Genomic DNA, 20,211 nt, shown 5'->3' with positions numbered 1-20,211 from the left:
TTGTATGATACAAACTCATTATTTTGCCAGTTAACATGAAATGAATTCATAATGAGCTTTCTGGAGATTAGACATCTGCGCACCCTGTTGGCGCTGGCCGAAACCGGCAGCGTGTCCTTGGCCGCCAGTCGCTTGTTCCTGACCCAGTCCGCGCTTTCGCACCAGCTCAAACAGTTGGAGCAGGGCTACGGCATGAGCTTGTTCGAGCGCAAGACCCAGCCGCTTCGTTTCACCGCCGCCGGGGAAAGGCTGTTGGCGCTGGCGCATGATCTGAACGCCAGGGTGGCCGCGGCGGAGCGCGATCTGGCGCGTCTGCGGCAGGGGGAGGTCGGCGAACTGAGGGTGGCGGTGGAGTGCCATACCTGCTTTGACTGGCTGATGCCGGCGATGGACGCGTTTCGTCAGCATTGGCCGGGCGTTGAGCTGGATATCGTGTCCGGCTTTCACACCGATCCGGTTAGCCTGCTGCTGAGCCATCGCGCCGATCTGGCCATCGTGTCCGAGGCGGAGCCGCAGGCCGGCATCGATTACCAGCCGCTGTTCGCTTATGAAATGGTGGGCATTGTGGCGCGGGATCATCCGCTGGCGAACAAGCGCTGCTGGCTGGCGGAGGACTTTGCCGGAGAAACGCTGATCCATTACCCCGTGCCGGACGAAATGCTGGACCTGGTGCGCAAGGTATTGCGCCCGGCGGGCGTCAACCCGGCGAGGCGCAGCAGCGAGCTGACCATCGCCATCATCCAACTGGTGGCCAGCCGCCGCGGGGTGGCGGCTTTGCCGTATTGGGCGGTCAAACCCTATCTGGAGCGCGGCTACGTGGTGGCGCGGCCAATAGGCGAACGCGGTTTAAGCAGCGAGTTGTACGCCGCGGTGCGCGGCGACGACGGCGGCCTGGCCTATATGCAGGATTTTCTGGCCACGGTGAGGGAGCAGAGTTTCGCCACCTTGCCAGGGCTGACGCCGCTGGGCGCGGCTTGACTTGGGGCCTGTTTACGATCTGCTGCGCGTTGGCGGAGGGATTGCGCGATGAGCGGCGTCTTCGAAATGCGCATGTGCCACTTGACCATTCCGTTCTACTCAGCCGCTTTCGCCTTAGCTCGCGAGATCGTAAACAGGTTCTTAGGGCAGGTCCAGTTGCCGGCGCAGCGACGGCAATTGACTCCAGACGCAGCGCATGCGTTCCGGATGCGCCTGGCCGTAAGCCTTGGCGAACACCAGATAATTGTTTTCGGTTTTCAGCGGCGGCAGCAGTTTTTTCATGCGCAGCTGCGGGTGTTGCGCCAGATAAGCGTCGCCGCCGGGCTCGTGCATGGCGAAGGCGGCGATGCGGCCAGCCTGCAGCTTGGCGAAATTCTCCTCCAGATCGGCGCCGGCCTCGGTGGGGATCCGGCGAGCCGTCAATACGCGTGTAACGGACCAGCCTCGATTGACCCCCACGCTGTCGTCCTCGGGCAGATCCAGCCGGTAGCCGTCCCAACGCAGCGTTGAATCCTGCGGGACGTAGAGCACGTAGGAGAGGGCCGTCAGCCTGAGCCGGCTGTCCGCTGATCCGTCGCGCATTGGGTAGAGCATCTGTTTGGCGCGGTCGGTCTGGAAGGACAGCATGGCGGCGGCGTCGGCCTGGTTCAGGGCCAGGCCGCGCAACAGCCGTCGCGCCGGTAGTTGTCGGAACTGCGCGTTCAGGCCGCAATGCTCCGCCGCTTGCCGCGTGAGGTCGATCACGGGGCCGGATAGTTGTGTGGAGTTATGCTGGATGAAGGGCGCGGGTTCGGCGCTACCGACGACGATGCGCAAGAGGGGGGCCGCATGGACCCACCCGCCGGCCAGCAGGGTGAGCAGCGCTAGCGTGGACTTGGACATGGGCAGGTCCTTGCGGAATGATCATGGATTCATTTTATGAGCCCGAGATCGGCCTTGTCATGGATTTCATCCGCGTGAGCTTCCAAACCCAACTCCTGGATCTTGCGAGTCAGCGTGTTGCGACCCCAGCCCAGCAGGTGAGCGGCTTCCACTTTGCGGCCGCCGGTGTGGGCCAGGCCGCTGCGGATGCAACTGATCTCGAAGCGGCGGGTCAGTTCGTCGATGATGCCGACCTCGCCGGCGCGCAGACGGCGGCTGACTTCCTCCGCCAGCAATTGCGGCCAGTCCAGCTGCCCGGTTTCGGCGCCGCCGGGATGGCGGGCGCCGGCGGCGGGGTCGCGCAGCTCCTGGGGCAGGTCGGCCGCCTCCACGGTTTGGCCGGGCGCCATCACGCTAATCCACTGACACAGATTCTCCAGCTCGCGCACATTGCCGGAGAACAGGCTGTGTTTGACCACCTCCATGGCGGCGTCGCTGAGTCGCTTGGGCTCCACGCCCAACTGGGTGGCGCTCTTGGCCAGGAAGTGGCGGGCCAGCAGCGGGATGTCTTCGCGCCGCTCGCGCAGCGGCGGCAGCCGCAGGCGGATCACGTTCAGGCGGTGGTAGAGGTCTTCGCGGAACTGGCCGTCGCGCACCCGCTGTTCCAGGTTTTGGTGGGTAGCGGCGATGACGCGGACGTTGGCCTTGATCGGGGTGTGGCCGCCGACGCGGTAGAAGTGGCCGTCGGACAGCACACGCAGCAAACGGGTTTGCAGCTCGGTGGGCATGTCGCCGATCTCGTCCAGGAACAGCGTGCCGCCCTCGGCCTCCTCGAAGCGGCCGCGGCGGGTGGCTTGCGCGCCGGTGAACGCGCCTTTCTCATGGCCGAACAGCTCCGACTCCAGCAAGTCCTTGGGGATGGCGGCGGTATTGAGCGCGATGAAGGGTTTGCCGGCGCGCACAGAGTGGCGGTGCAGGGCTTCGGCCACGCGCTCCTTGCCGGTGCCGGATTCGCCGGTGATCAGCACGGTGACGTTGGACTGCGATAGCCGGCCGATGGCGCGGAAGACGTCCTGCATCGCCGGAGCCTGGCCCAGCAGCACCGGCATCGCTTCCTGATGATCGCTGACCGCGATGTCCGGGCGGCTTTCCGCCAGCGCGCGTTCGATCAGCAGCACCGCCTGATCGACGTCGAAGGGCTTGGGCAGGTATTCAAAGGCGCCGCCCTGGAAGGCCGCCACCGCGGAATCCAGGTCGGAATGCGCGGTCATGATGATGACGGGCAGCGCGGGGTGTTCTGATTTGACTTTGGAGAGGAATTTCAGCCCGTCGGTGCCCGGCATGCGGATATCCGAAATAATGACTTGCGGAGCGCGGTCGTACAGCGCGTTCAGCGCGTCGTCGGCGCTGGCGAAACTGTCGAAGCCGATGCCGGCGCGTCCCAGCGCTTTTTCCAGCACCCAGCGTATTGCCTTGTCGTCGTCAATAATCCATACCGCTTGGTTCATCACGAAATCCTCATGCTGTGGCCGCCAGCGCCCGCCGGCCGCCGCAAGGTGTTGTTGTCGATGCGTCTCAGAACCTGTTCAAGTCTCGCGAGCACGAGCGGGACAAGGTGAGAACAGCTGGTAATGCTGAATATACAGGCGGTTCATCAGCCTTTCGAAGGTGTGCTCGCCGTGCGATGTCTCACGCAACGCTGCGGACTTTGAGCCGCTTCTCAGTCGGTGGCGAAGGGCAACATGACCGTAAAACAGGTTTGCCCCGGCCGTGAGTCAAATTCGATATTGCCGCCGTGCTGGTGGACGAAGGCCTGCGCCAGAGTCAGGCCCAGGCCGGTGCCTTCGGCGCGGCCGGTGACCAGCGGGTAAAAAATATGGTCCTTGATCTCGTCGGGAATGCCGGGGCCGTCATCGATGATCTGCAATTTCAATGCCAGGGTGTGGCGCTTGCGCGCCAGCGTCACCTGACGCGCCACTCGGGTGCGCAGAATCAATTCGCCGCGGCCCTTCATCGCCTGAATCGCGTTTTTGACGATGTTGAGCGCCACCTGGATCAGTTGTTCCTTGTCTGCCACCAACTGCGGCAGGCTGGTGTCGTAGTCGCGGCGGATTTGCAGGTCTTGCGGGTATTCCGCCAGCGCGATGCTGCGCACGCGCTCCAGCACTTCGTGGATATTGATCTCGCCGCGAACATGGCTGCGGTGCGGCGCCAGAAGGCGGTCGACCAACGATTGCAGCCGCAGCGCCTCCTCCTTGATCACCGCGGTGTATTCTTTCAGCTCCGGGCGGTCCAGCAGTTCGTGCTCCAGCAACTGCGCCGCGCCGCGAATGCCTCCCAGCGGGTTTTTGATCTCATGGGCCAGGTTGCGGATCAGTTCGCGGTTGGCCTGGTGTTGCAGCAGCAGGCGCTCTTCGTTGGCGATCTTCAACTGCTGATCCAGCGGTCGCAGCTCGATCAACGCCAGCCCGCCGTCCGCGTCCACCGGTGCGACCGACAGCGCGATGTGCAGCGGCTGCTCGCTGTGCTGCGGGACCAGTTCCAAGTCGTGTTCGATGAAGCTGGCGTTGTGGCGCAGCGCGGTGGACAGCGCCTGACGCAGCGCCGGGCAGGGCTGGAACAGATCGAACAGGCTGTGGCGCAGCAATTCGCGGCTGCCGAGCGCCAGCAGGTTTTCGCAAGCGGGATTGACGAAATGCAGCGCGCCGTCGGGATCGACGATCAGCACGGGGGTGTCCAGCAGTTCTAGTCCGGCAAAGCTGGTCGGCGGCATGGTGCGGTGTGTCCTGTAGGCTGGGGCGAAGGGCTTGCGCAGGCTGAGCAAAATTCGGGCCATGCCCGCGTGCCCGGGAATGGCCCATTCATCGTCAGTATGCACCAATGTGGTGCGTCAAACTAGTTCTGCCCCAACTCGCGGCGCAAGGCTTCCACGTTTTTCTGGCGGTCGGTGACTTCGTCTTGCAGCTTCTGCACCCGGTTCAGATATTTTTGGTAATTGCGGGTTTCGTCGCCGTTGCGCGTGGCTTTGCCGTCGGCCAGCGCTTTTTCCGCTTCGGTCAACGCCTTCTGCTCATTGGCCAGCTCCTGTTCCAGGATCTTGCGGCGGCCGTTGTCCCGCTGTTTTTGGGTGCCGGGATCGACGCTGGGGTAGTTGCCGGCGGGCTTGGCGTCGCCGTTTCCGCCGCTGCTGTTGCCGGGAGCATTGTTTTTCTTGTGCTGGCTAGGATAGGAAGAGAGCGGATTGAGCCGGATTGCCTGCGCGCCGCGAATCGGCACATTGGTGAAAGTGACGTTGCCGTCTTTGTCCACGTACTTGTAAACAGTGGCTTGAGCAGAGGCGCTCAGCAACAGCATCAGACAAAGCGATAGAGTTTTCATGGGCGGCGTGTCGAGTTCCGGGTTTAAGCACTGCAATGATATGCAAATCCGCCGGACAAGTCATATATGAAAACGGCAGCCCCTGGGCTGCCGTTTTTCGTCGCGCCGTTTTACAGCGAGTAATACATCGCGAATTCCACCGGATGGGTGGTCATGCGGGTCAGGTTGACTTCCTGCATTTTCAGCTCGATGTATGCGTCGATCCAGTCATTGGAGAACACGCCGCCGCGGGTCAGGAATTCGCGGTCTTTGTCCAGAGCGGCCAGGGCCTCGTCCAGGCTGGCGCACACGGTCGGGATCAGCTTATCTTCTTCCGGCGGCAGATCGTACAGGTTCTTGTCCGCGGCGTCGCCCGGGTGGATCTTGTTCTGGATGCCGTCCAGGCCGGCCATCAGCAACGCGGAGAAGCACAGGTAGGGGTTGGCCAACGGGTCCGGGAAGCGCGCTTCGATACGACGGCCCTTGGGGCTGGCCACGTGCGGGATGCGGATGGAGGCGGAGCGGTTCTTGGCGGAATAGGCCAGCTTCACCGGCGCTTCGTAGTGCGGCACCAGGCGTTTGTAGGAGTTGGTGCCCGGGTTGGTGATCGCGTTCAACGCCTTAGCGTGCTTGATGATGCCGCCGATGTAGTAAAGCGCGGTTTCGGACAGGCCGGCGTAGCCGTCGCCTGCGAACAGGTTTTTGCCGTCCTTCCAGATGGACTGGTGAACATGCATGCCAGAGCCGTTGTCGCCGACGATGGGCTTGGGCATGAAGGTGGCGGTTTTGCCGTAGCTGTGAGCCACGTTGTGCACCACGTATTTCAGAATCTGGGTCCAGTCCGCGCGCTGGGTGAGCGTGCTGAACTTGGTGCCGATCTCGTTCTGGCCGGCAGTGGCCACTTCGTGGTGATGCACTTCCACCGGGATGCCCAGCTCTTCCAGCAGCAGCACCATGGCGGAACGGATGTCTTGGGAGGAGTCCACCGGCGGCACCGGGAAGTAACCGCCTTTAATGCCGGGGCGGTGGCCCATATTGCCGCCCTCGAACTCCTCGGCGGAGGCCCAGGCGGCTTCTTCCGCCTTGATCTTGACGAAGCAGCCGGACATGTCGGTGCCCCAGGTCACGCTGTCGAAGATGAAGAATTCCGGTTCCGGGCCGAAGTAGGCGGTGTCGCCCAGTCCGGAGGCTTTCAGATAGGCTTCGGCGCGCTTGGCGATGGAGCGCGGGTCGCGGTCGTAGCCCTTGCCGTCGGCCGGGTCGATCACATCGCAGTGCATGAAGACGGTGGGTTCGTCGTAGAACGGGTCGATGCGCGCGGTGGCCGGGTCGGCCATCAGCAGCATGTCGGATGCCTGGATGCCTTTCCAGCCTGCGATCGAGGAACCGTCGAAAGCGTGGCCGTGTTCGAACCATGCGTCCGGATCGTCCAGCAGGACATGGGCCGGAATCGACACGTGTTGTTCTTTGCCGCGGGTGTCGGTAAAGCGCAGGTCGATGAACTTGACATCATTTTCGGTAATCAGCTTGACTACGTCTGCAACCGCCATGGTTTTCTCCTGAAAGGCTACATGCATCATGTGCGAATGAGTGGATGGCTAGCGCTTAAGCATTAAGCGTGCCAGCTTTGAAATCGCTGAGATTCCATTGTGTCATAGCCCAAAACCGGGCGCTAGCGAAGTTGAATGAACCAGGGTGGTGCCTGGGTCTGGCTGGTGCACCAAAATAGGGCGTTGACGGCGTTGCGGCCGTCTTCGTCGATATGGATAATCCGTATATAAGGTAACAAGAGCGGCTCACAAAACCCCGCTGAGAGTCGGTTCAATGGCTGCTGCGCTGAACAGGTTCTAAGATGCCAAGGCCAGTCGGCGCAGCATCAGGGGGAGCGGCTAAACAAGGCGGCCCGGCCGCGAGGAGAGCATGCATGGATCAGATGACGCAGCTATTGCAGCAGGCTCAGCGCCGAGGGGAAGAACAGGGCTTGCCCTATCGCGGTGCCTTGACGCCGCAGGAGGCGCATCAGTTAAAACAAGCCATGCCGGAAGCGGTGCTGCTGGATGTGCGCAGTGCGGCGGAATGGCAGTTCGTCGGCGTGGTGCCCTATGCCCAGCGGCTGGAGTGGCGCAGCTTTCCCGGCATGCAGCCCAATCCGCGTTTCCTCGAGCAATTGCAGAGCATGTTGCCCAAGAAGGGCGTGCTGATGCTGATGTGCCGATCCGGCGTGCGCTCCGACGAGGTGGCGCGCATGGCAGCCGCCGCCGGCTACACCGAGGCCTACAACGTGTTGGAGGGTTTTGAAGGCGACAAGGACGCCGCAGGCCACCGCAACACCGTGGGGGGCTGGAAAGCGCGCGGGCTGCCCTGGCAACAAGGCTGAACCGGGGGCTGCGCGGCGATGTCGTGGTTGATGTTTGGCGTATTCCACGGCAAAGTGTCATAGCGCCGCCGCTACGTCGGCGCGGACGCGGCGAGAGCCGCCAACAAAGCCAAGCGCGACGCGGCGCGAGGGTTTTGTTAGCCACTCTCTAATCCGATACCAAAAACATACCCAATCTTGGAAAACTGACTCATGACCGACCGTTACGCCGTTATCGGCAATCCTGTTTCGCACAGCCAGTCACCGTTCATCCATAACGAATTCGCGGCGGCCACCGGCCAGGATATCGCTTACGACAAATTGTTCGCGGAACTGGGGCGTTTCAACGACGTGGTGGCCGAGTTCGTCGCCGCCGGCGGCAAGGGCCTCAATATTACGCTGCCGTTCAAGGGGGACGCTTACCGTTTCGCCAACGAGCTGACCGAGCGCGCCCGCGCGGCGGAAGCGGTCAACACCTTGTGCTTCCGCGACGGCAAGATCTACGGCGACAATACCGACGGCGTGGGCCTTGTGCGCGACATCGTCGATAATCTGGACTACCCGATCGCCGGCGCCAAGGTGCTGATTCTAGGCGCTGGCGGCGCGGTGCGCGGCGTGCTGGAACCCATTCTGGAGCAAAAGCCCGCCTCTTTGACCATCGCCAACCGCACCCTGATCAAGGCGGAGGCGCTGGCGCACCACTTCGCGCCCTGGGGCAAGGTGGAAGCGATCGGCTACGAGCAATTGAAGGGCCGCAGCTTCGACATCGTGATCAACGCTACCTCGACCAGTCTCAGCAATGAATTGCCCCCTATTCCCTACGGCTTGTTTACTGCGCGCACCCTGGCTTACGACATGGTGTACAGCAAGGGCCTGACGCCCTTCCTGCAGCGCGCTCAGGCAGAGAACGCCGGCATGCTGGCCGACGGCCTGGGCATGCTGGTGGAGCAGGCGGCGGAATCCTTCTCCATCTGGCGCGGCGTGGAGCCGGCCACTCGCAAAGTGACCAATATGCTGCGGGAAGTGCTGGCCTGACGCCTGCCCGGGTCTAGCCGGGGCGGACCTATTTTGAGCTGTGCCGGCATTCCCCTCCCGCGGTTTGAATCCCAATCCCCCTTGCTCTGCGAGGGGGCTCGCTTTGCGAGTCAGATGATGCGTCTCTTCCTGAAAGTGTTGGCGGCCCTGATGGCCGCCTTTCTGCTGTATAACCTGTGGATCTTTGGCCACATTGTTTATTGGCGCGGCCACAATCCATCGGCCAGTTCCTTCATGAACGAACAGCTGGCCAAGCTGCAGCAGGACGATCCCGAGGCGGAACTGCGCCACAAATGGGTGAGTTACGAGCAGATATCCCCCAATCTCAAGCGCGCGCTGATCGCATCCGAGGACGCCAAGTTCGTCGATCACGAGGGATTCGACTGGGATGGCATTGAGGCCGCGTTCGAAAAAAACATGAAGAAGGGCAAGATCGTCGCTGGCGGTTCCACCATCAGTCAGCAACTGGCCAAAAATCTATTCCTGTCCAGCAGCAAGACCCCGTGGCGGAAGGTGGAGGAGGCCTTGATTACGGTGATGCTGGAAACCGTGCTGGACAAGCGGCGCATCTTCGAGATCTATCTGAACGTGATCGAATGGGGCAACGGCGTGTTTGGCGCGGAGGCGGCGTCACGCTACTACTACCATTCCAGCGCGGCCCGGCTGTCCTCGGCTCAGGCGGCCAAGCTGGCGGCGATGGTGCCCAACCCGCGCTACTATGACACCCACCGCGGCGCGCCGGGCCTGGCGCGCAAAACCCGTATCATCCAGCGGCGGATGGGCTATGTGGAACTGCCTTGAGCGTCTGTGGGGCGGATTGGAGCGGCGCAGGGCGCATGTTACAATTGCGACTTTCTTTGAGTGCGCCGTGCGCGAGGCATGGCGGCTACGCAATGGACTTACCCAGTTATCCCGTAATCCAATCCCGATTTACCGTTAGAGAATAATGCCCGCCTCAGACCGCCCGCGCCGCGCGCGCCATCTGGGCGGAAGGAGACGTGCATGACGGTTGCCTTCAAGCAACAATCCGCCGATCGTCTGCAAGAAAGCCTGGCCCTGGTGCAGCGCCTGATCGAGCGCCAGCGGCAGTTGGAAGATCTTGTATCCCGCCAGGAGGCGTCCGAGCCGCCGACGGACCCGCTGGCCCCGCATTACAATCTGGAGGCGCTGCGCCTCAAGTTGGAGCAGCTGCACCCGGCCGATGTCGCCCATATTCTGGAAGCCTTGCCGCTGGAAGACCGCTTGCTGGTTTGGGACCAGGTGGAGGGCGCGCGCGACGGCGCCATCCTGTTGGAAGTATCCGACGCGGTCAGGGAATCGCTGATCGAAGTGATGGAGTACGGCGAGCTCGTGAACGCCGCCGAACAGCTGGACGCGGACGAGCTGGCCGAGCTGGCGCCGGACATGCCGCGCCAAGTGGTGTACGAAGTGATGGGCGGGCTGGGCGAGGAGGAACGCGCCCAACTGCAATCGGCGCTGTCCTACGACGAGGATAAGGTCGGCGCGCTGATGGACTTCGACTTGGTCAAGATCCGTGCCGACGTCAGTTGCGAAGTCGTGCTTCGCTATCTGCGCCGTTTCGACGAGTTGCCGGCGCATACCGACAAAATTTTCGTGATCGACGATTTGGGCCTGCTCAAGGGCGTGCTCTCCATCCGCAAACTGCTGGTGTCCGACCCCGACGCGCTGGTGGCCGAAGTGATGGCCACCGAACTGGTCAGCTTCAGTCCGGACGAAGACGCCGCCGACGCAGCGCTGGCCTTCGAGCGCTACGACTTGATTACCGCGCCGGTGGTGGACGAGGCCGGCAAGTTGATTGGCCGGCTGACCGTGGACGAGATGGTGGACGTGATCCGCGAAGAGTCCGACAGCGAAGTGCTGAACCTGGCCGGTTTGAAAGAGGAAGAAGACCTGTTCGCGCCGGTGATCGACTCGGTGAAGAACCGCTGGGCCTGGCTGGCGATCAATCTATGCACCGCCTTCGTCGCCTCGCGCGTGATCGGCGTGTTCGAGCACTCCATTTCCCAATTGGTGGCCTTGGCCGCCTTGATGCCCATCGTTGCCGGCATCGGCGGCAACTCCGGCAACCAGACCATCACCATGATCGTGCGCGCGCTGGCCATGGGACAGATGCAGCTGAGCCAGGCTTGGCGCTTGTGGCGCAAGGAGCTTGGCGTCAGCATGATCAACGGCGTGTTGTGGGGAGGGGTGATAGGCAGCGTGGCCTGGTTGTTGTACGGCAGTTTCTCGCTGGGCCTGGTCATGCTGGGCGCGATGTTGCTCAACCTGATGCTGGCCGCCACCATGGGGGTGCTGATTCCCTGCCTGATGCAACGTTCCGGGCGTGACCCGGCGTTGGGTTCCAGCGTGCTGATCACCGCCTGCACCGATTCCGGCGGGTTTTTCATCTTCCTGGGTTTGGCCACCCTGTTTCTGCTGTGACGACCATGTTGACGATAGCCGAGGCCTTGCGCCTATACCCTTTGCCCCGTCTGGAAGCGCGCATGCTGTTGCAGCAGGCGGCGCCGGAGCTGACTCACGCCCGCATCGCCGCTTATCCGGAGCAGGCGCTGAGCGCGGAACAAGACGCGTGTTTCCGCGCGTTGGCGGCCCGGCGGGCAGCGGGAGAGCCAGTGGCCTATCTGATTGGCCGGCGCGAGTTTTACGGCCGCGATTTCGCCGTGGGGCCGCAGGTGCTGATTCCCCGGCCGGAAACCGAGCATCTGATCGAGGCTGCGTTGGAACGGACCGGCCGAGGCGCCGCCCGCGTGGTGGACCTGGGCACCGGCAGCGGGGCCATCGCCGCGACTTTGGCGCTGGAAGCGCCGGCTTGGCGGGTGAGCGCTGTCGATCTGTCGCCCGAGGCGCTGGCCGTCGCCCGCGGCAACGCCGAGCGTCTGGGCGCGCGCGTCGATTTTTATCAGGGCAGTTGGTATCAAGCGCTGCCGGCGGACGCGGTCTTTGATCTCATTGTCTCCAATCCGCCTTACATCCGGCGCGACGACGAGCATTTGGGGCTGGGGGACGTGCGTTTCGAGCCGCGGATGGCGTTGACCGACGAAGCCGACGGTCTGGCCTGTCTGCGCGCCATCGCCGCAGGCGCGCCGAGGCGGCTGGCTCCGGGCGGTTGCTTGATCGTCGAGCATGGCTACGATCAAGGCGAGGCAGTGCGTCGGCTTTTCTCCGACACGGGTTTGCTGCAAGTGGAAACCATTGTCGATCTGGCGGGTCTGGATCGAATCACCCTTGCAACGATGAAAGCTGACTGATGTGGTTTAAGTTGTCCTGTTTGCGCCGGCTGTGGCCGGCGTTGTTGTTGTCGCCTTTGATTCTGTCCTTGCTGTTGTCGCCGGACTTGAACCGGGAGGTTTTTCTTGCCGTGCATCAGGGGGCGCGCATCGTGCCCGCCGTCTGCTGGCGGCTGCTCAATGTGTTGGGCGATTGGCCTACGGTGCTGGCCCTGCTGCTGGCCCTGAGCTGGCGACGGCCGGACAAGCTGCCGGCTTTATTGTTCGGCTGCGGCGCCGGCGTGTTTCTGGCCATTGTGCTCAAAGCCGGCTTCGCCGTGCCGCGGCCGCCGTTGGTGCTGCCTCCTGGCGCGGTGCAATTGCTGGACGACTTGCCCGGCAACGGTTCTTTTCCCTCCGGCCATGCAATGGCCTCCGCCACGCTGGCGAGCTTTCTTTACTATTCAGGCATGGTGCGACAGGGCTTGTGGCTGAGCGTCGGCGTGGTCTTGGTGATGTGCGCTCGGCTGGCTACCGGCGTGCATTGGCCGCTGGATGTGACGGTGGGCGCCTTGCTGGGGTGGGCCGCTATGTTCGGCGCCTGCCGCTGGGCCTGGCCTCAAGGGTGGCCTGCGGGTTTGAGCGCGCGGCTGCAATCGTTGATGCTGCCTGCTCTGGCGCTGCAGTTGTTGTGGTTGTTGTACAAGCCCGGCAGCCATGAGGAGTACGGCTTGAGGCTGGCGGTGTGCTCGCTGGTGCTTGCCGCTGGCTGCCGGCGCTGGTGGCTCGCTCGTTAGTGCCTGCTTACGATCTGCTGCGCGTCGGCGATACAGCGTTGAAAACGGCTTCGAAATGCTCATGTGCCACGCGTACATTCCGCTTTCTCAGCCGTTTTCGCCATGTCTCGCCCTGGCTCGCGAGACTTTGAGCAGGCCCTTTAGAGATGGCGCGGTTGATTCCGCGAGCTGGCATGACAAAGGCGGCCCATCGGGCCGCCTTTGTCGAAATCAGGCCGGCGAACCGGCAAAAGCATTACAATGCCGGCTTGGCTGGCTGCCTGATCAATGGTGGTGGCCGTGCTCGCCGTGGGCGTGGCCGTGGCTGATTTCATCGGCGCTGGCTGCGCGGATTTCCACAACCTTGGCGGCGAAGCGGATGCTTTGGCCGGCCAGCGGGTGGTTGGCGTCGACAACGGCCTTGCCGTCGGCGATGTCGGTGACGCGGAACAGCAGCACGTCGCCGGTTTCCGGATCGTCAGCTTCGAACATCATGCCGACTTCGACGTCAGCCGGGAACACGTCCAGATCTTCCAGGCGGATCAGTTCTTCTTCCGGGTCGCCGAAAGCGTCGTCCGGCGTCATCTTGACGTCGATGGAGTCGCCAACGGCCTTGCCTTCCAAAGCTTCTTCCACCAGCGGGAAGATGCCGTCGTAGCCGCCATGCAGATAGCTGATCGGCTCTTCGGTTTTGTCGAGGAGGTTGTTGTCAGCGTCGAACATCTCGTAGTGGAGGGTAACGACGGTGTTTTTGGAGATTTGCATGAGTGCGGATCCGTGAAGGAAGGTCAATAAAGCAGATGGCGGCGCAAGCCGGCCATCGAAAACGATTTTCAGATGCGCCGCCATTGCGCGCATCCCTTATTGTAAACCATTGCCGGGCGTTTCAGCCCGTGAAACTGCCATGAACACAACAACTTTGCTGGGCGGGATGTCGCCCCAACAATTCCTTGCCGAGTACTGGCACAAGAAGCCTTTGCTGATCCGCGGCGCTCTGACCGAAGTGGGGCCGCTGGCGGATTTTTCGGTGCTGTCTCAGCTGGCGACCCGCGAAGACGCTGAATCGCGCTTGATTGAATGTCGCGACGGACGCTGGAGCCTGGAGCGCGGTCCGTTCCGCCCGGCGCGCTTCCGCCGCCTGCCGGAGACGGACTGGACCTTGTTGGTGCAGGGCGTCAACCAGCACTTGCCGCACATCGACGAGCTGCTGTGGCGTTTCAATTTCATTCCTTACGCGCGGCTGGACGATTTGATGATCAGCTACGCGCCGCCGGGCGGCACCGTGGGCCCGCATTTCGACGCCTACGATGTGTTCCTGCTGCAAGTGGGCGGGCGCAAGCGCTGGCAGATATCCACCCAGCACGACGACGACTTCATCGAAGACGCGCCGATCCGGGTGCTGAAGGATTTCCGCTGCGAGCAGGAGTTCGTGCTGGAGCACGGCGACATGCTCTATCTGCCGCCAAAGTGCGCGCATCACGGCGTGGCGTTGGATCCCGGCATGACTTATTCGATCGGTTTTCGCGCCCCGCCGGCGCAGGAACTGGCGACACAATTCCTGGTGCATTTGCAAGACCGCCTCTGCGTGGAAGGCGTGTACGCCGACCCCGACCTCACGTTGCAGCAAGATCCGGCGCGAATAGGCGATGATATGGTGGAGCAGGTTAGCCGGCTGCTGGAGCAGATTCGCTGGGACAAGGCCGCGGTGGGCGACTTTCTGGGCCACTATCTGACCGAACCCAAGGCGCATGTCTTTTACGAGGCGCCGGAAGAGGAGTTGGACGAAGACGAATTCGAGATCGAAGCGGCCGAGCATGGATTGGAGCTGGATCGCAAGAGTCAGATTCTGTTCTGCGGCGACAGTTTCTATTGCAATGGCGAGAAACTGGAGGTGGAAGAGGGGGATTTCGAGGCCTGGTGCGCCTTCGCCAATGCCAGACGCATTGCAGGCGCGGCGCTTGGGCCCGGCATGCAGGAATGTTTGTATGAGGGATATCTGGCAGGCTATTGGCATTTGGCGACGAATGTAGCAAAATAACCACAGAAATTGTTCGGATGCGCAAGTGATATCGACAAATTCTGGCCTCAACGACAGGGGTAAACGCCCGTTTTTGTGGCTATGCTGCTTTGCGGAAGAGGATTATGGGCAAAGGTGTTTTTTTGGAATTTTGCCCCCTATACAGCCTTTTTTTTCGTGATACAATTTGCGCACTGATGGATTTTCAGTCGCCCGGCTTATTTCGAAGACCGTGCGATAACTGACGTCTTGTTCAACTTATCCTCAAAGGTAATGAAAAAATGAAACAGTCGCTCCTCGTTGCTGCCCTGCTGGCTGTAGCCCTGTCCGCTTGCGGTAAGAAAGCTGAAGCTCCGGCTGAAGCTTCCGCTCCTGCTGTTGAAGCATCCGCTCCGGCTGCCGCTCCGGCATCCGCTCCGGCTGCTGAAGCTTCCGCTCCGGCTGCTGCTTCCGCTCCGGCTGCTGAGGCTTCCGCTGCCAAGTAATTCTTGGCCTGCGACAAAAAAACCGGCTATGGCCGGTTTTTTTGTATCTGTAGCAAATGGAACAAGGGGTGTTGCAACATGAAAACAACACAATTGTCTGTTCGCTACAAAGTGTTACATTTTTGCCTGATTGTCTATGGCCGGATTAACTGATCGGCAGTTTGATAATCAAGGTGCAAAGAAAAGCCCGCGATAGCGGGCTTTTCTTTTTTAAGGCACGCGCTGATTTCGCGTCTTATTGCAGCTCGGTTTGCAATTTCGACAGCGCGGCCTTGCTGAACGCGTCGGACAGAGGCTTGCCCTGCTTGTCCTGAATGGACACCGTGCTGGAGCCGGGCGCGGTTTCCTTGATTTGCACGCGGTATTCCTGCTCGGTGGGCTTGGCGGACTTGCCGTCGTTGCTCTTCCAGAAGGCGAGGCTGGACCAGAAGCCGCCGGATTCGTTCTTATCGGTTTCGCTCTTGGCCGGTTTGACGAAGTAAACGCCTTGGGAGCGGTCTCGGTCGCTGACCACCAGGCCGACGCGATCCAGCGCCAAGCCGACGCGGCGCCAGGCGCGGTCGAACTCGTCACTGAGCACCAACTGGCCGTCGACGATGGGTGTTTGCGGCTTGGTCGGCGCGCTCAGCGTCTGCTTGACCTGTTCGCGAGCTTTGTCCTCGGCCATGCCCAGATTCATCATGAAGCGGCCCAGCAACTCGGCTTCCAGGCCTGGGTCGGTGGCGCGGGGCTGCCAGATGGTGTTGGTCTTGGTTGTGTCGGCATAGACTTCTTCCATGCCGCGGTGGGAGAAGTAGACTTCTGTGCCGTTGGCGGTCTTTTCCAGACGAATGCGGAATTTGTCGCGCTCGCCGGTGGAGTAGACGCTGCCGAGACCGACGGTTTCCAGCAGTTTGCGCAGGCCGTCGTTGGGCAGCTTGGCGCGGTTTTCCGCCCAGTCCGTTTCCATGACGCCTACGGCCGGGTCTTCGCTCTTGATGACGAAGCCGTTGTCTTGCCAGAAGGCCTTCAATGCCGGCCACAGCTGTTCCGGGCTCTTGCCGGATACCACCAGCCAGCGTTGGGTGCCGGCGCGCTCCATCTTGACGTTGTCCAGCTGGTTCAGCGCAACCGAGCTGCCGGCCGCCGGCTGTTGGGCCGGAGAGTCGACTTTGGCGCCTTGGGCTGCGGCGCTGGCTGCGCCGGGGATGGTGTACTTGTTCTGGATTTGCGGCGCGGTCAGGTCGGGCGGCACTTCCAGAGTGTTGACGGTTTTAGGCTTGTCGGACTGGTAGTCCAGCTTCTTGGTCAGCGGCTGTTGCGAGCTGCAACCGGCGATAATGCCGGTTGCCAGCAGAATCGCGGCGGGCGCGGTTCGTTTCATGCGGTCTCCCATCGTTTCGGCAGAGGAAGGATTAAAGGATGTCGGCTTGTTTCATCGCCGCTTCCACGGAGGCTTGCGCGTCGATGGACAGCGGCGTCAGCGGCAGGCGTATGCCGGAGGGAATCCGGTTCATCCGCGCCAGCGCCCACTTGGCCGGAATCGGGTTGGGTTCGATAAACAGCTGCTTGTGCAGGCCTTGCAGCTTGTCGTTGATTTCGCGAGCCAGCTTGGCGTTGCCGCCGGTGGCGGCTTTGCAAAGCTCGCTCATCAATTTGGGCGCGATATTGGCGGTGACCGAGATCACGCCATGGCCGCCGCACAGCATGAAAGCCATGCCGGTGGCGTCGTCCCCGGAGTAGAGGGTGAAGCCGTCCGGAACGCGCATGACCAGATCACAGGCGCGGCCGATGTCGCCGGTGGCGTCTTTCAGGCCGACGATGTTGGGGTGGGCGGCCAGGCGCAGCGCGGTGTCGTTGCTCATGTCGGCAACGGTGCGGCCGGGCACGTTATAAAGGATGACCGGCAGCTTGCTGGCATCGGCGATCGCTTTGAAATGCTGGTAAAGACCTTCCTGAGTGGGCTTGTTGTAATAAGGCACGACCGACAACACGTAATCGGCGCCAACCTCCTGAGACAAGTGGCTCAGTTCGATCGCTTCGGCCGTGGAGTTGCCGCCGGCGCCGGCGACGACTTTGACGCGGCCGGCGGCGTATTTCACAACCGCCTTGACCACGGCGATGTGCTCGGTCACGTTCAATGTGGCGGATTCGCCAGTGGTGCCAACCGCGACAATGCCGTCGGTGCCATTCTCAATATGGAAATCGACGAGTCGTCGCAGTGCCTCGTAGTCGACCGAGCCGTCTGCGGACATCGGGGTGACCAGGGCGACCAAGCTGCCGGTAAGCATAGTTCAGCCTATCTCAGGGAATAGAAAACAAGGCTTACGATTGTAGCGGAATTCGAGAAGCTGGCAAAAGGTAGGCGGCGTTTCCTTGACGGACGGTTCGGGAAAACGCCTGCACTGTGCTAGAATCCCACGTTTTTCCGATACTTACGGCTATTTGGCTGAAGGATCCCTAAGCGTGATTACCACAAGCAATATTACCATGCAGTTTGGCGTCAAACCTTTGTTCGAAAAGGTTTCCGTCAAATTTGGCGAAGGCAACCGTTATGGCCTGATCGGCGCCAACGGTTCCGGCAAATCCACTTTTATGAAGATTCTGGGTGGCGACCTGGAGCAGACCAGCGGCGAGGTGGCCATTGAGAACGGCCTGCGCCTGGGTAAGCTGCGCCAGGATCAGTTCGCCTATGAAGATCAGCGCGTCATCGACGTGGTGATGATGGGGCATTCCGAAATGTGGGCGGCGATGAGCGAACGCGACGCCATCTATGCCAACCCGGAAGCCAGCGAAGACGATTACATGCACGCCGCCGAACTGGAAGCCAAGTTCGCCGAATACGACGGCTACACCGCCGAGGCGCGCGCCGGCGAACTGCTGATGGGCGTGGGCATTCCGGTGGAACAGCACGCCGGCCCGATGAGCGAAGTGGCGCCGGGCTGGAAATTGCGTGTTTTGCTGGCTCAGGCTCTGTTCTCCAATCCGGACATCCTGTTGCTGGACGAACCCACCAACAACCTGGACATCAACACCATCCGCTGGTTGGAAAACGTGCTCAACGAGCGCAACTCCACCATGATCATCATTTCGCACGACCGTCACTTCCTGAATTCGGTGTGCACCCACATGGCGGATTTGGACTACAACACCATTCGTATCTACCCGGGCAATTACGACGACTACATGATCGCGTCGGCCCAGGCGCGCGAACGCCAGTTGTCGTCCAACAGCAAGGCCAAGGAACGTATCCAGGAACTGCAAGAGTTCGTGGCCCGCTTCTCTGCCAACAAGTCCAAGGCGCGCCAGGCGACCAGCCGACTGAAGCAGGTGGACAAGCTGAAGTCCGAAATGGTGGAAGTGAAGCCGTCCAGCCGTCAAAACCCGTTCATTCGTTTTGAAATGGACGACAAGTTCAAACTGCACCGTCAGGCGGTGGAGGTGGATCACCTCAATAAGGCTTACGATACCAAAGTCCTGTTCAAGGATTTGAGCCTGATCCTGGAGGCAGGGGCCCGCTTGGCCATTATCGGCCCTAACGGCGCGGGCAAGACCTCGCTGGTTAAATTGCTGGCCGGCGCCTTTGACGCGCAGTTCGCCGAAGGCCTGAGCGCTGACCACGGCTCGATCAAATGGGCGGAGAAAGCCCAGGTGGGCTATTTCGCCCAGGACCACGAGGCCGATTTCGACAGCGACATGACGCTGACGGAATGGATGCGCGAATGGGGCCAGGAAGGCGACGACGAGCAGGTGATCCGCGGCACGCTGGGCCGTCTGTTGTTTGGTGGCGACGAGGTGGGCAAGCCGGTGCGCGTGCTGTCCGGCGGCGAGAAGGGCCGCATGCTGTACGGCAAGCTGATCCTGCAAAAGCCGAATGTGATGATTATGGATGAGCCGACCAACCATATGGACATGGAGTCGATCGAATCCCTGAACATGGCGCTGGAGAAGTACAAGGGCACCTTGATCTTTGTCTCCCACGACCGTCAGTTCGTCAGCTCGCTGGCGACGCATGTGTTGGAGCTGGACGGCAAGGGCGGGTACGACTACTACACCGGCAACTACGAAGACTACTTGGCCAGCAAAGGCCTGGAGTAAGTTGCTGCTTATGGTCGGTTACACTCGGTAACTGACCTGTAGAGCAGTTGCTTTACCGGCGGGAGTGAGTGCGCTATATTGCAGTGCGTCTTGTGCACTGCAATGGCTGCGGCGCACAAACTTCCGCTTTTCTTTTTGCTTTAAAAAATAACCAATAAAAACAGGTATTTGGCCATAGGTGGTCGATGGTGGAGTTGTGAGTCCGGCCTCTGGACGGATTGCCTGTCATCTACAAAGTCAGTAAGGAAAATCCATGCGCTTGAAAGGTAAAGTCTCCATCATCACCGGCGCCGCCAGCGGCATCGGCAAGGCGACAGCCGAGAAATTCGTTAAAGAAGGCGCGGTCGTCGCCGTTTGCGACCTCAATCTGGACGCTGTTAACGCGGTGGTAGAGGAGTTGCAGCAGGCTGGCGGCGAAGCCATCGGCTACAAGGTGGATGTGACGAATAAGGGGCAGATCGCGGACATGGTTGCCGATCTGAAAAACCGCCGCGGCCGCATCGACGTTCTGGTCAACAACGCCGGCATCGTCATGGACGCTCAACTGATGAAGATGACCGAAGACCAGTTCGACAAGGTGATCGACATCAATCTGAAAGGCGTTTACAACTGTGCCCGCGCGGTGATCGACACCATGGTGGAGCAGGGCGGCGGCGTGATTCTGAACGCGTCCTCGGTGGTGGGTGTCTACGGCAACTTCGGCCAGACCAACTACGCTGCGTCCAAGTTCGGCGTCATTGGCTTCGTCAAAACCTGGGCCAAGGAATTGGGCAAAAAAGGCATTCGCGCCAACGCGGTGTGCCCGGGCTTCGTTGCCACCCCCATCCTGCAATCGATGCCGGAGAAGGTGATTCAGGCGATGGAGGACAAAGTGCCGATGCGGCGCATGGCCGATCCGACCGAGATCGCCAACGTCTACGCCTTCCTGGCGTCCGACGAAGCCAGCTACATCAACGGCGCGGCCATCGAAGTGACTGGCGGCCTGACGCTCTGATTCTTCGCGCCCGCACGTGAAAACGCCCCGATGTCGGGGCGTTTTGCT

The 20,211-nt window shown here is 61.4% G+C and carries 18 protein-coding genes; 10 read left to right on the top strand and 8 right to left on the bottom strand.

The window, feature by feature from the left end; all coding sequences use genetic code 11:
* Positions 1-51 precede the first annotated feature (51 nt).
* Positions 52-978, top strand: a complete 927-nt coding sequence (locus BR71_RS13980) for a LysR family transcriptional regulator (RefSeq protein WP_043638542.1) — start codon at positions 52-54, stop codon at positions 976-978.
* A 141-nt stretch (positions 979-1,119) separates the two neighbouring features.
* On the opposite strand, the gene BR71_RS13975 is transcribed toward BR71_RS13980, so the two are convergent.
* The 5 genes from BR71_RS13975 to glnA all read right to left on the bottom strand — a co-directional run bounded on the left by BR71_RS13975 (position 1,120) and on the right by glnA (position 6,746).
* Positions 1,120-1,860, bottom strand: coding sequence for a substrate-binding periplasmic protein (locus tag BR71_RS13975; RefSeq protein WP_043638538.1), 741 nt, complete (start codon positions 1,858-1,860; stop codon positions 1,120-1,122).
* A gap of 29 nt (positions 1,861-1,889) precedes the next feature.
* Positions 1,890-3,347 carry a nitrogen regulation protein NR(I) gene (gene ntrC, locus BR71_RS13970; protein WP_043638535.1) on the bottom strand — a complete coding sequence of 486 codons (1,458 nt, stop codon included), beginning with the start codon at positions 3,345-3,347 and terminating at the stop codon, positions 1,890-1,892.
* Positions 3,348-3,559: 212 nt separating this feature from the next.
* Positions 3,560-4,675 (bottom strand): nitrogen regulation protein NR(II), encoded by a 1,116-nt coding sequence (gene glnL / locus BR71_RS13965; protein WP_244269632.1) that lies wholly within the window; start codon positions 4,673-4,675, stop codon positions 3,560-3,562.
* A 59-nt stretch (positions 4,676-4,734) separates the two neighbouring features.
* On the bottom strand, positions 4,735-5,217 hold the full coding sequence (locus BR71_RS13960) for a DUF4124 domain-containing protein (RefSeq protein ID WP_043638528.1): 483 nt from the start codon (positions 5,215-5,217) through the stop codon (positions 4,735-4,737).
* 110 nt (positions 5,218-5,327) lie between these two features.
* Positions 5,328-6,746 (bottom strand): glutamate--ammonia ligase, encoded by a 1,419-nt coding sequence (gene glnA, locus BR71_RS13955; RefSeq protein ID WP_043591002.1) that lies wholly within the window; start codon positions 6,744-6,746, stop codon positions 5,328-5,330.
* A 374-nt stretch (positions 6,747-7,120) separates the two neighbouring features.
* Between glnA and BR71_RS13950 the strand changes: the two genes are divergently transcribed.
* From BR71_RS13950 to BR71_RS13925, 6 genes are all read left to right on the top strand, one after another.
* Positions 7,121-7,573: a rhodanese-like domain-containing protein gene (locus tag BR71_RS13950; RefSeq protein WP_043638525.1), complete on the top strand. Its 453-nt coding sequence runs from the start codon at positions 7,121-7,123 to the stop codon at positions 7,571-7,573.
* A gap of 192 nt (positions 7,574-7,765) precedes the next feature.
* A complete protein-coding gene (aroE, locus tag BR71_RS13945) occupies positions 7,766-8,587 on the top strand; it encodes a shikimate dehydrogenase (RefSeq protein WP_043638522.1) in 822 nt (273 codons plus the stop codon).
* A gap of 117 nt (positions 8,588-8,704) precedes the next feature.
* The gene (gene mtgA, locus BR71_RS13940; RefSeq protein WP_043638617.1) at positions 8,705-9,388 is read left to right on the top strand and encodes a monofunctional biosynthetic peptidoglycan transglycosylase; all 684 of its coding nucleotides are present in this window, start codon (positions 8,705-8,707) and stop codon (positions 9,386-9,388) included.
* Positions 9,389-9,589: 201 nt separating this feature from the next.
* Positions 9,590-11,029: a magnesium transporter gene (mgtE, locus tag BR71_RS13935; RefSeq protein WP_043638519.1), complete on the top strand. Its 1,440-nt coding sequence runs from the start codon at positions 9,590-9,592 to the stop codon at positions 11,027-11,029.
* A gap of 8 nt (positions 11,030-11,037) precedes the next feature.
* Positions 11,038-11,856 carry a peptide chain release factor N(5)-glutamine methyltransferase gene (gene prmC, locus BR71_RS13930; RefSeq protein WP_043638615.1) on the top strand — a complete coding sequence of 273 codons (819 nt, stop codon included), beginning with the start codon at positions 11,038-11,040 and terminating at the stop codon, positions 11,854-11,856.
* Positions 11,856-12,611, top strand: a complete 756-nt coding sequence (locus tag BR71_RS13925) for a phosphatase PAP2 family protein (RefSeq protein WP_052370572.1) — start codon at positions 11,856-11,858, stop codon at positions 12,609-12,611. Before prmC ends, BR71_RS13925 begins: the two co-directional genes overlap by 1 nt.
* 264 nt (positions 12,612-12,875) lie before the next feature.
* Here the strand turns inward: BR71_RS13925 and BR71_RS13920 are convergent, their stop codons facing one another.
* Positions 12,876-13,355: an FKBP-type peptidyl-prolyl cis-trans isomerase gene (locus tag BR71_RS13920; protein ID WP_019102654.1), complete on the bottom strand. Its 480-nt coding sequence runs from the start codon at positions 13,353-13,355 to the stop codon at positions 12,876-12,878.
* A 139-nt stretch (positions 13,356-13,494) separates the two neighbouring features.
* On the opposite strand from BR71_RS13920, the gene BR71_RS13915 reads away from it, so the two are divergent.
* Positions 13,495-14,628: a ribosomal protein uL16 3-hydroxylase gene (locus BR71_RS13915; protein ID WP_043638517.1), complete on the top strand. Its 1,134-nt coding sequence runs from the start codon at positions 13,495-13,497 to the stop codon at positions 14,626-14,628.
* A gap of 699 nt (positions 14,629-15,327) precedes the next feature.
* Here the strand turns inward: BR71_RS13915 and bamC are convergent.
* Positions 15,328-16,455: an outer membrane protein assembly factor BamC gene (bamC, locus tag BR71_RS13910; RefSeq protein WP_043638514.1), complete on the bottom strand. Its 1,128-nt coding sequence runs from the start codon at positions 16,453-16,455 to the stop codon at positions 15,328-15,330.
* Between the two features lie 31 nt (positions 16,456-16,486).
* Positions 16,487-17,362 carry a 4-hydroxy-tetrahydrodipicolinate synthase gene (gene dapA / locus BR71_RS13905; RefSeq protein ID WP_043638511.1) on the bottom strand — a complete coding sequence of 292 codons (876 nt, stop codon included), beginning with the start codon at positions 17,360-17,362 and terminating at the stop codon, positions 16,487-16,489.
* 175 nt (positions 17,363-17,537) lie between these two features.
* Here dapA and BR71_RS13900 point away from each other — a divergent pair, with 175 nt between their 5' ends.
* Entirely contained in the window at positions 17,538-19,169 is a 1,632-nt protein-coding gene (locus BR71_RS13900) for an ABC-F family ATPase (RefSeq protein ID WP_039755612.1), read from the top strand.
* Between the two features lie 253 nt (positions 19,170-19,422).
* Positions 19,423-20,163: a 3-oxoacyl-ACP reductase FabG gene (gene fabG, locus BR71_RS13895; protein ID WP_043638508.1), complete on the top strand. Its 741-nt coding sequence runs from the start codon at positions 19,423-19,425 to the stop codon at positions 20,161-20,163.
* The last annotated feature ends 48 nt before the right edge of the window (positions 20,164-20,211 follow it).

The sequence above is a fragment of the Chromobacterium haemolyticum DSM 19808 genome (assembly GCF_000711885.1).
GTDB classification, from domain to species: domain Bacteria; phylum Pseudomonadota; class Gammaproteobacteria; order Burkholderiales; family Chromobacteriaceae; genus Chromobacterium; species Chromobacterium haemolyticum.
The sequence above is the reverse complement of the archived record's forward strand: the minus strand, read 5'-3'. Positions and strand labels throughout refer to the sequence as shown.

Excerpts from the sequence above, each read along its gene's own strand:
- BR71_RS13915 (WP_043638517.1), top strand. The coding sequence starts at position 13,495 with ATGAACACAACAACTTTGCTGGGCGGGATGTCGCCCCAACAATTCCTT.
- BR71_RS13950 (WP_043638525.1), top strand. The coding sequence starts at position 7,121 with ATGGATCAGATGACGCAGCTATTGCAGCAGGCTCAGCGCCGAGGGGAA.
- aroE (WP_043638522.1), top strand. The coding sequence starts at position 7,766 with ATGACCGACCGTTACGCCGTTATCGGCAATCCTGTTTCGCACAGCCAG.
- BR71_RS13975 (WP_043638538.1), bottom strand. The coding sequence starts at position 1,860 with ATGTCCAAGTCCACGCTAGCGCTGCTCACCCTGCTGGCCGGCGGGTGG.
- BR71_RS13960 (WP_043638528.1), bottom strand. The coding sequence starts at position 5,217 with ATGAAAACTCTATCGCTTTGTCTGATGCTGTTGCTGAGCGCCTCTGCT.
- mtgA (WP_043638617.1), top strand. The coding sequence starts at position 8,705 with ATGCGTCTCTTCCTGAAAGTGTTGGCGGCCCTGATGGCCGCCTTTCTG.
- bamC (WP_043638514.1), bottom strand. The coding sequence starts at position 16,455 with ATGAAACGAACCGCGCCCGCCGCGATTCTGCTGGCAACCGGCATTATC.
- mgtE (WP_043638519.1), top strand. The coding sequence starts at position 9,590 with ATGACGGTTGCCTTCAAGCAACAATCCGCCGATCGTCTGCAAGAAAGC.
- BR71_RS13920 (WP_019102654.1), bottom strand. The coding sequence starts at position 13,355 with ATGCAAATCTCCAAAAACACCGTCGTTACCCTCCACTACGAGATGTTC.
- glnL (WP_244269632.1), bottom strand. The coding sequence starts at position 4,675 with ATGGCCCGAATTTTGCTCAGCCTGCGCAAGCCCTTCGCCCCAGCCTAC.
- fabG (WP_043638508.1), top strand. The coding sequence starts at position 19,423 with ATGCGCTTGAAAGGTAAAGTCTCCATCATCACCGGCGCCGCCAGCGGC.
- BR71_RS13980 (WP_043638542.1), top strand. The coding sequence starts at position 52 with ATGAGCTTTCTGGAGATTAGACATCTGCGCACCCTGTTGGCGCTGGCC.
- glnA (WP_043591002.1), bottom strand. The coding sequence starts at position 6,746 with ATGGCGGTTGCAGACGTAGTCAAGCTGATTACCGAAAATGATGTCAAG.
- BR71_RS13925 (WP_052370572.1), top strand. The coding sequence starts at position 11,856 with ATGTGGTTTAAGTTGTCCTGTTTGCGCCGGCTGTGGCCGGCGTTGTTG.
- dapA (WP_043638511.1), bottom strand. The coding sequence starts at position 17,362 with ATGCTTACCGGCAGCTTGGTCGCCCTGGTCACCCCGATGTCCGCAGAC.
- ntrC (WP_043638535.1), bottom strand. The coding sequence starts at position 3,347 with ATGAACCAAGCGGTATGGATTATTGACGACGACAAGGCAATACGCTGG.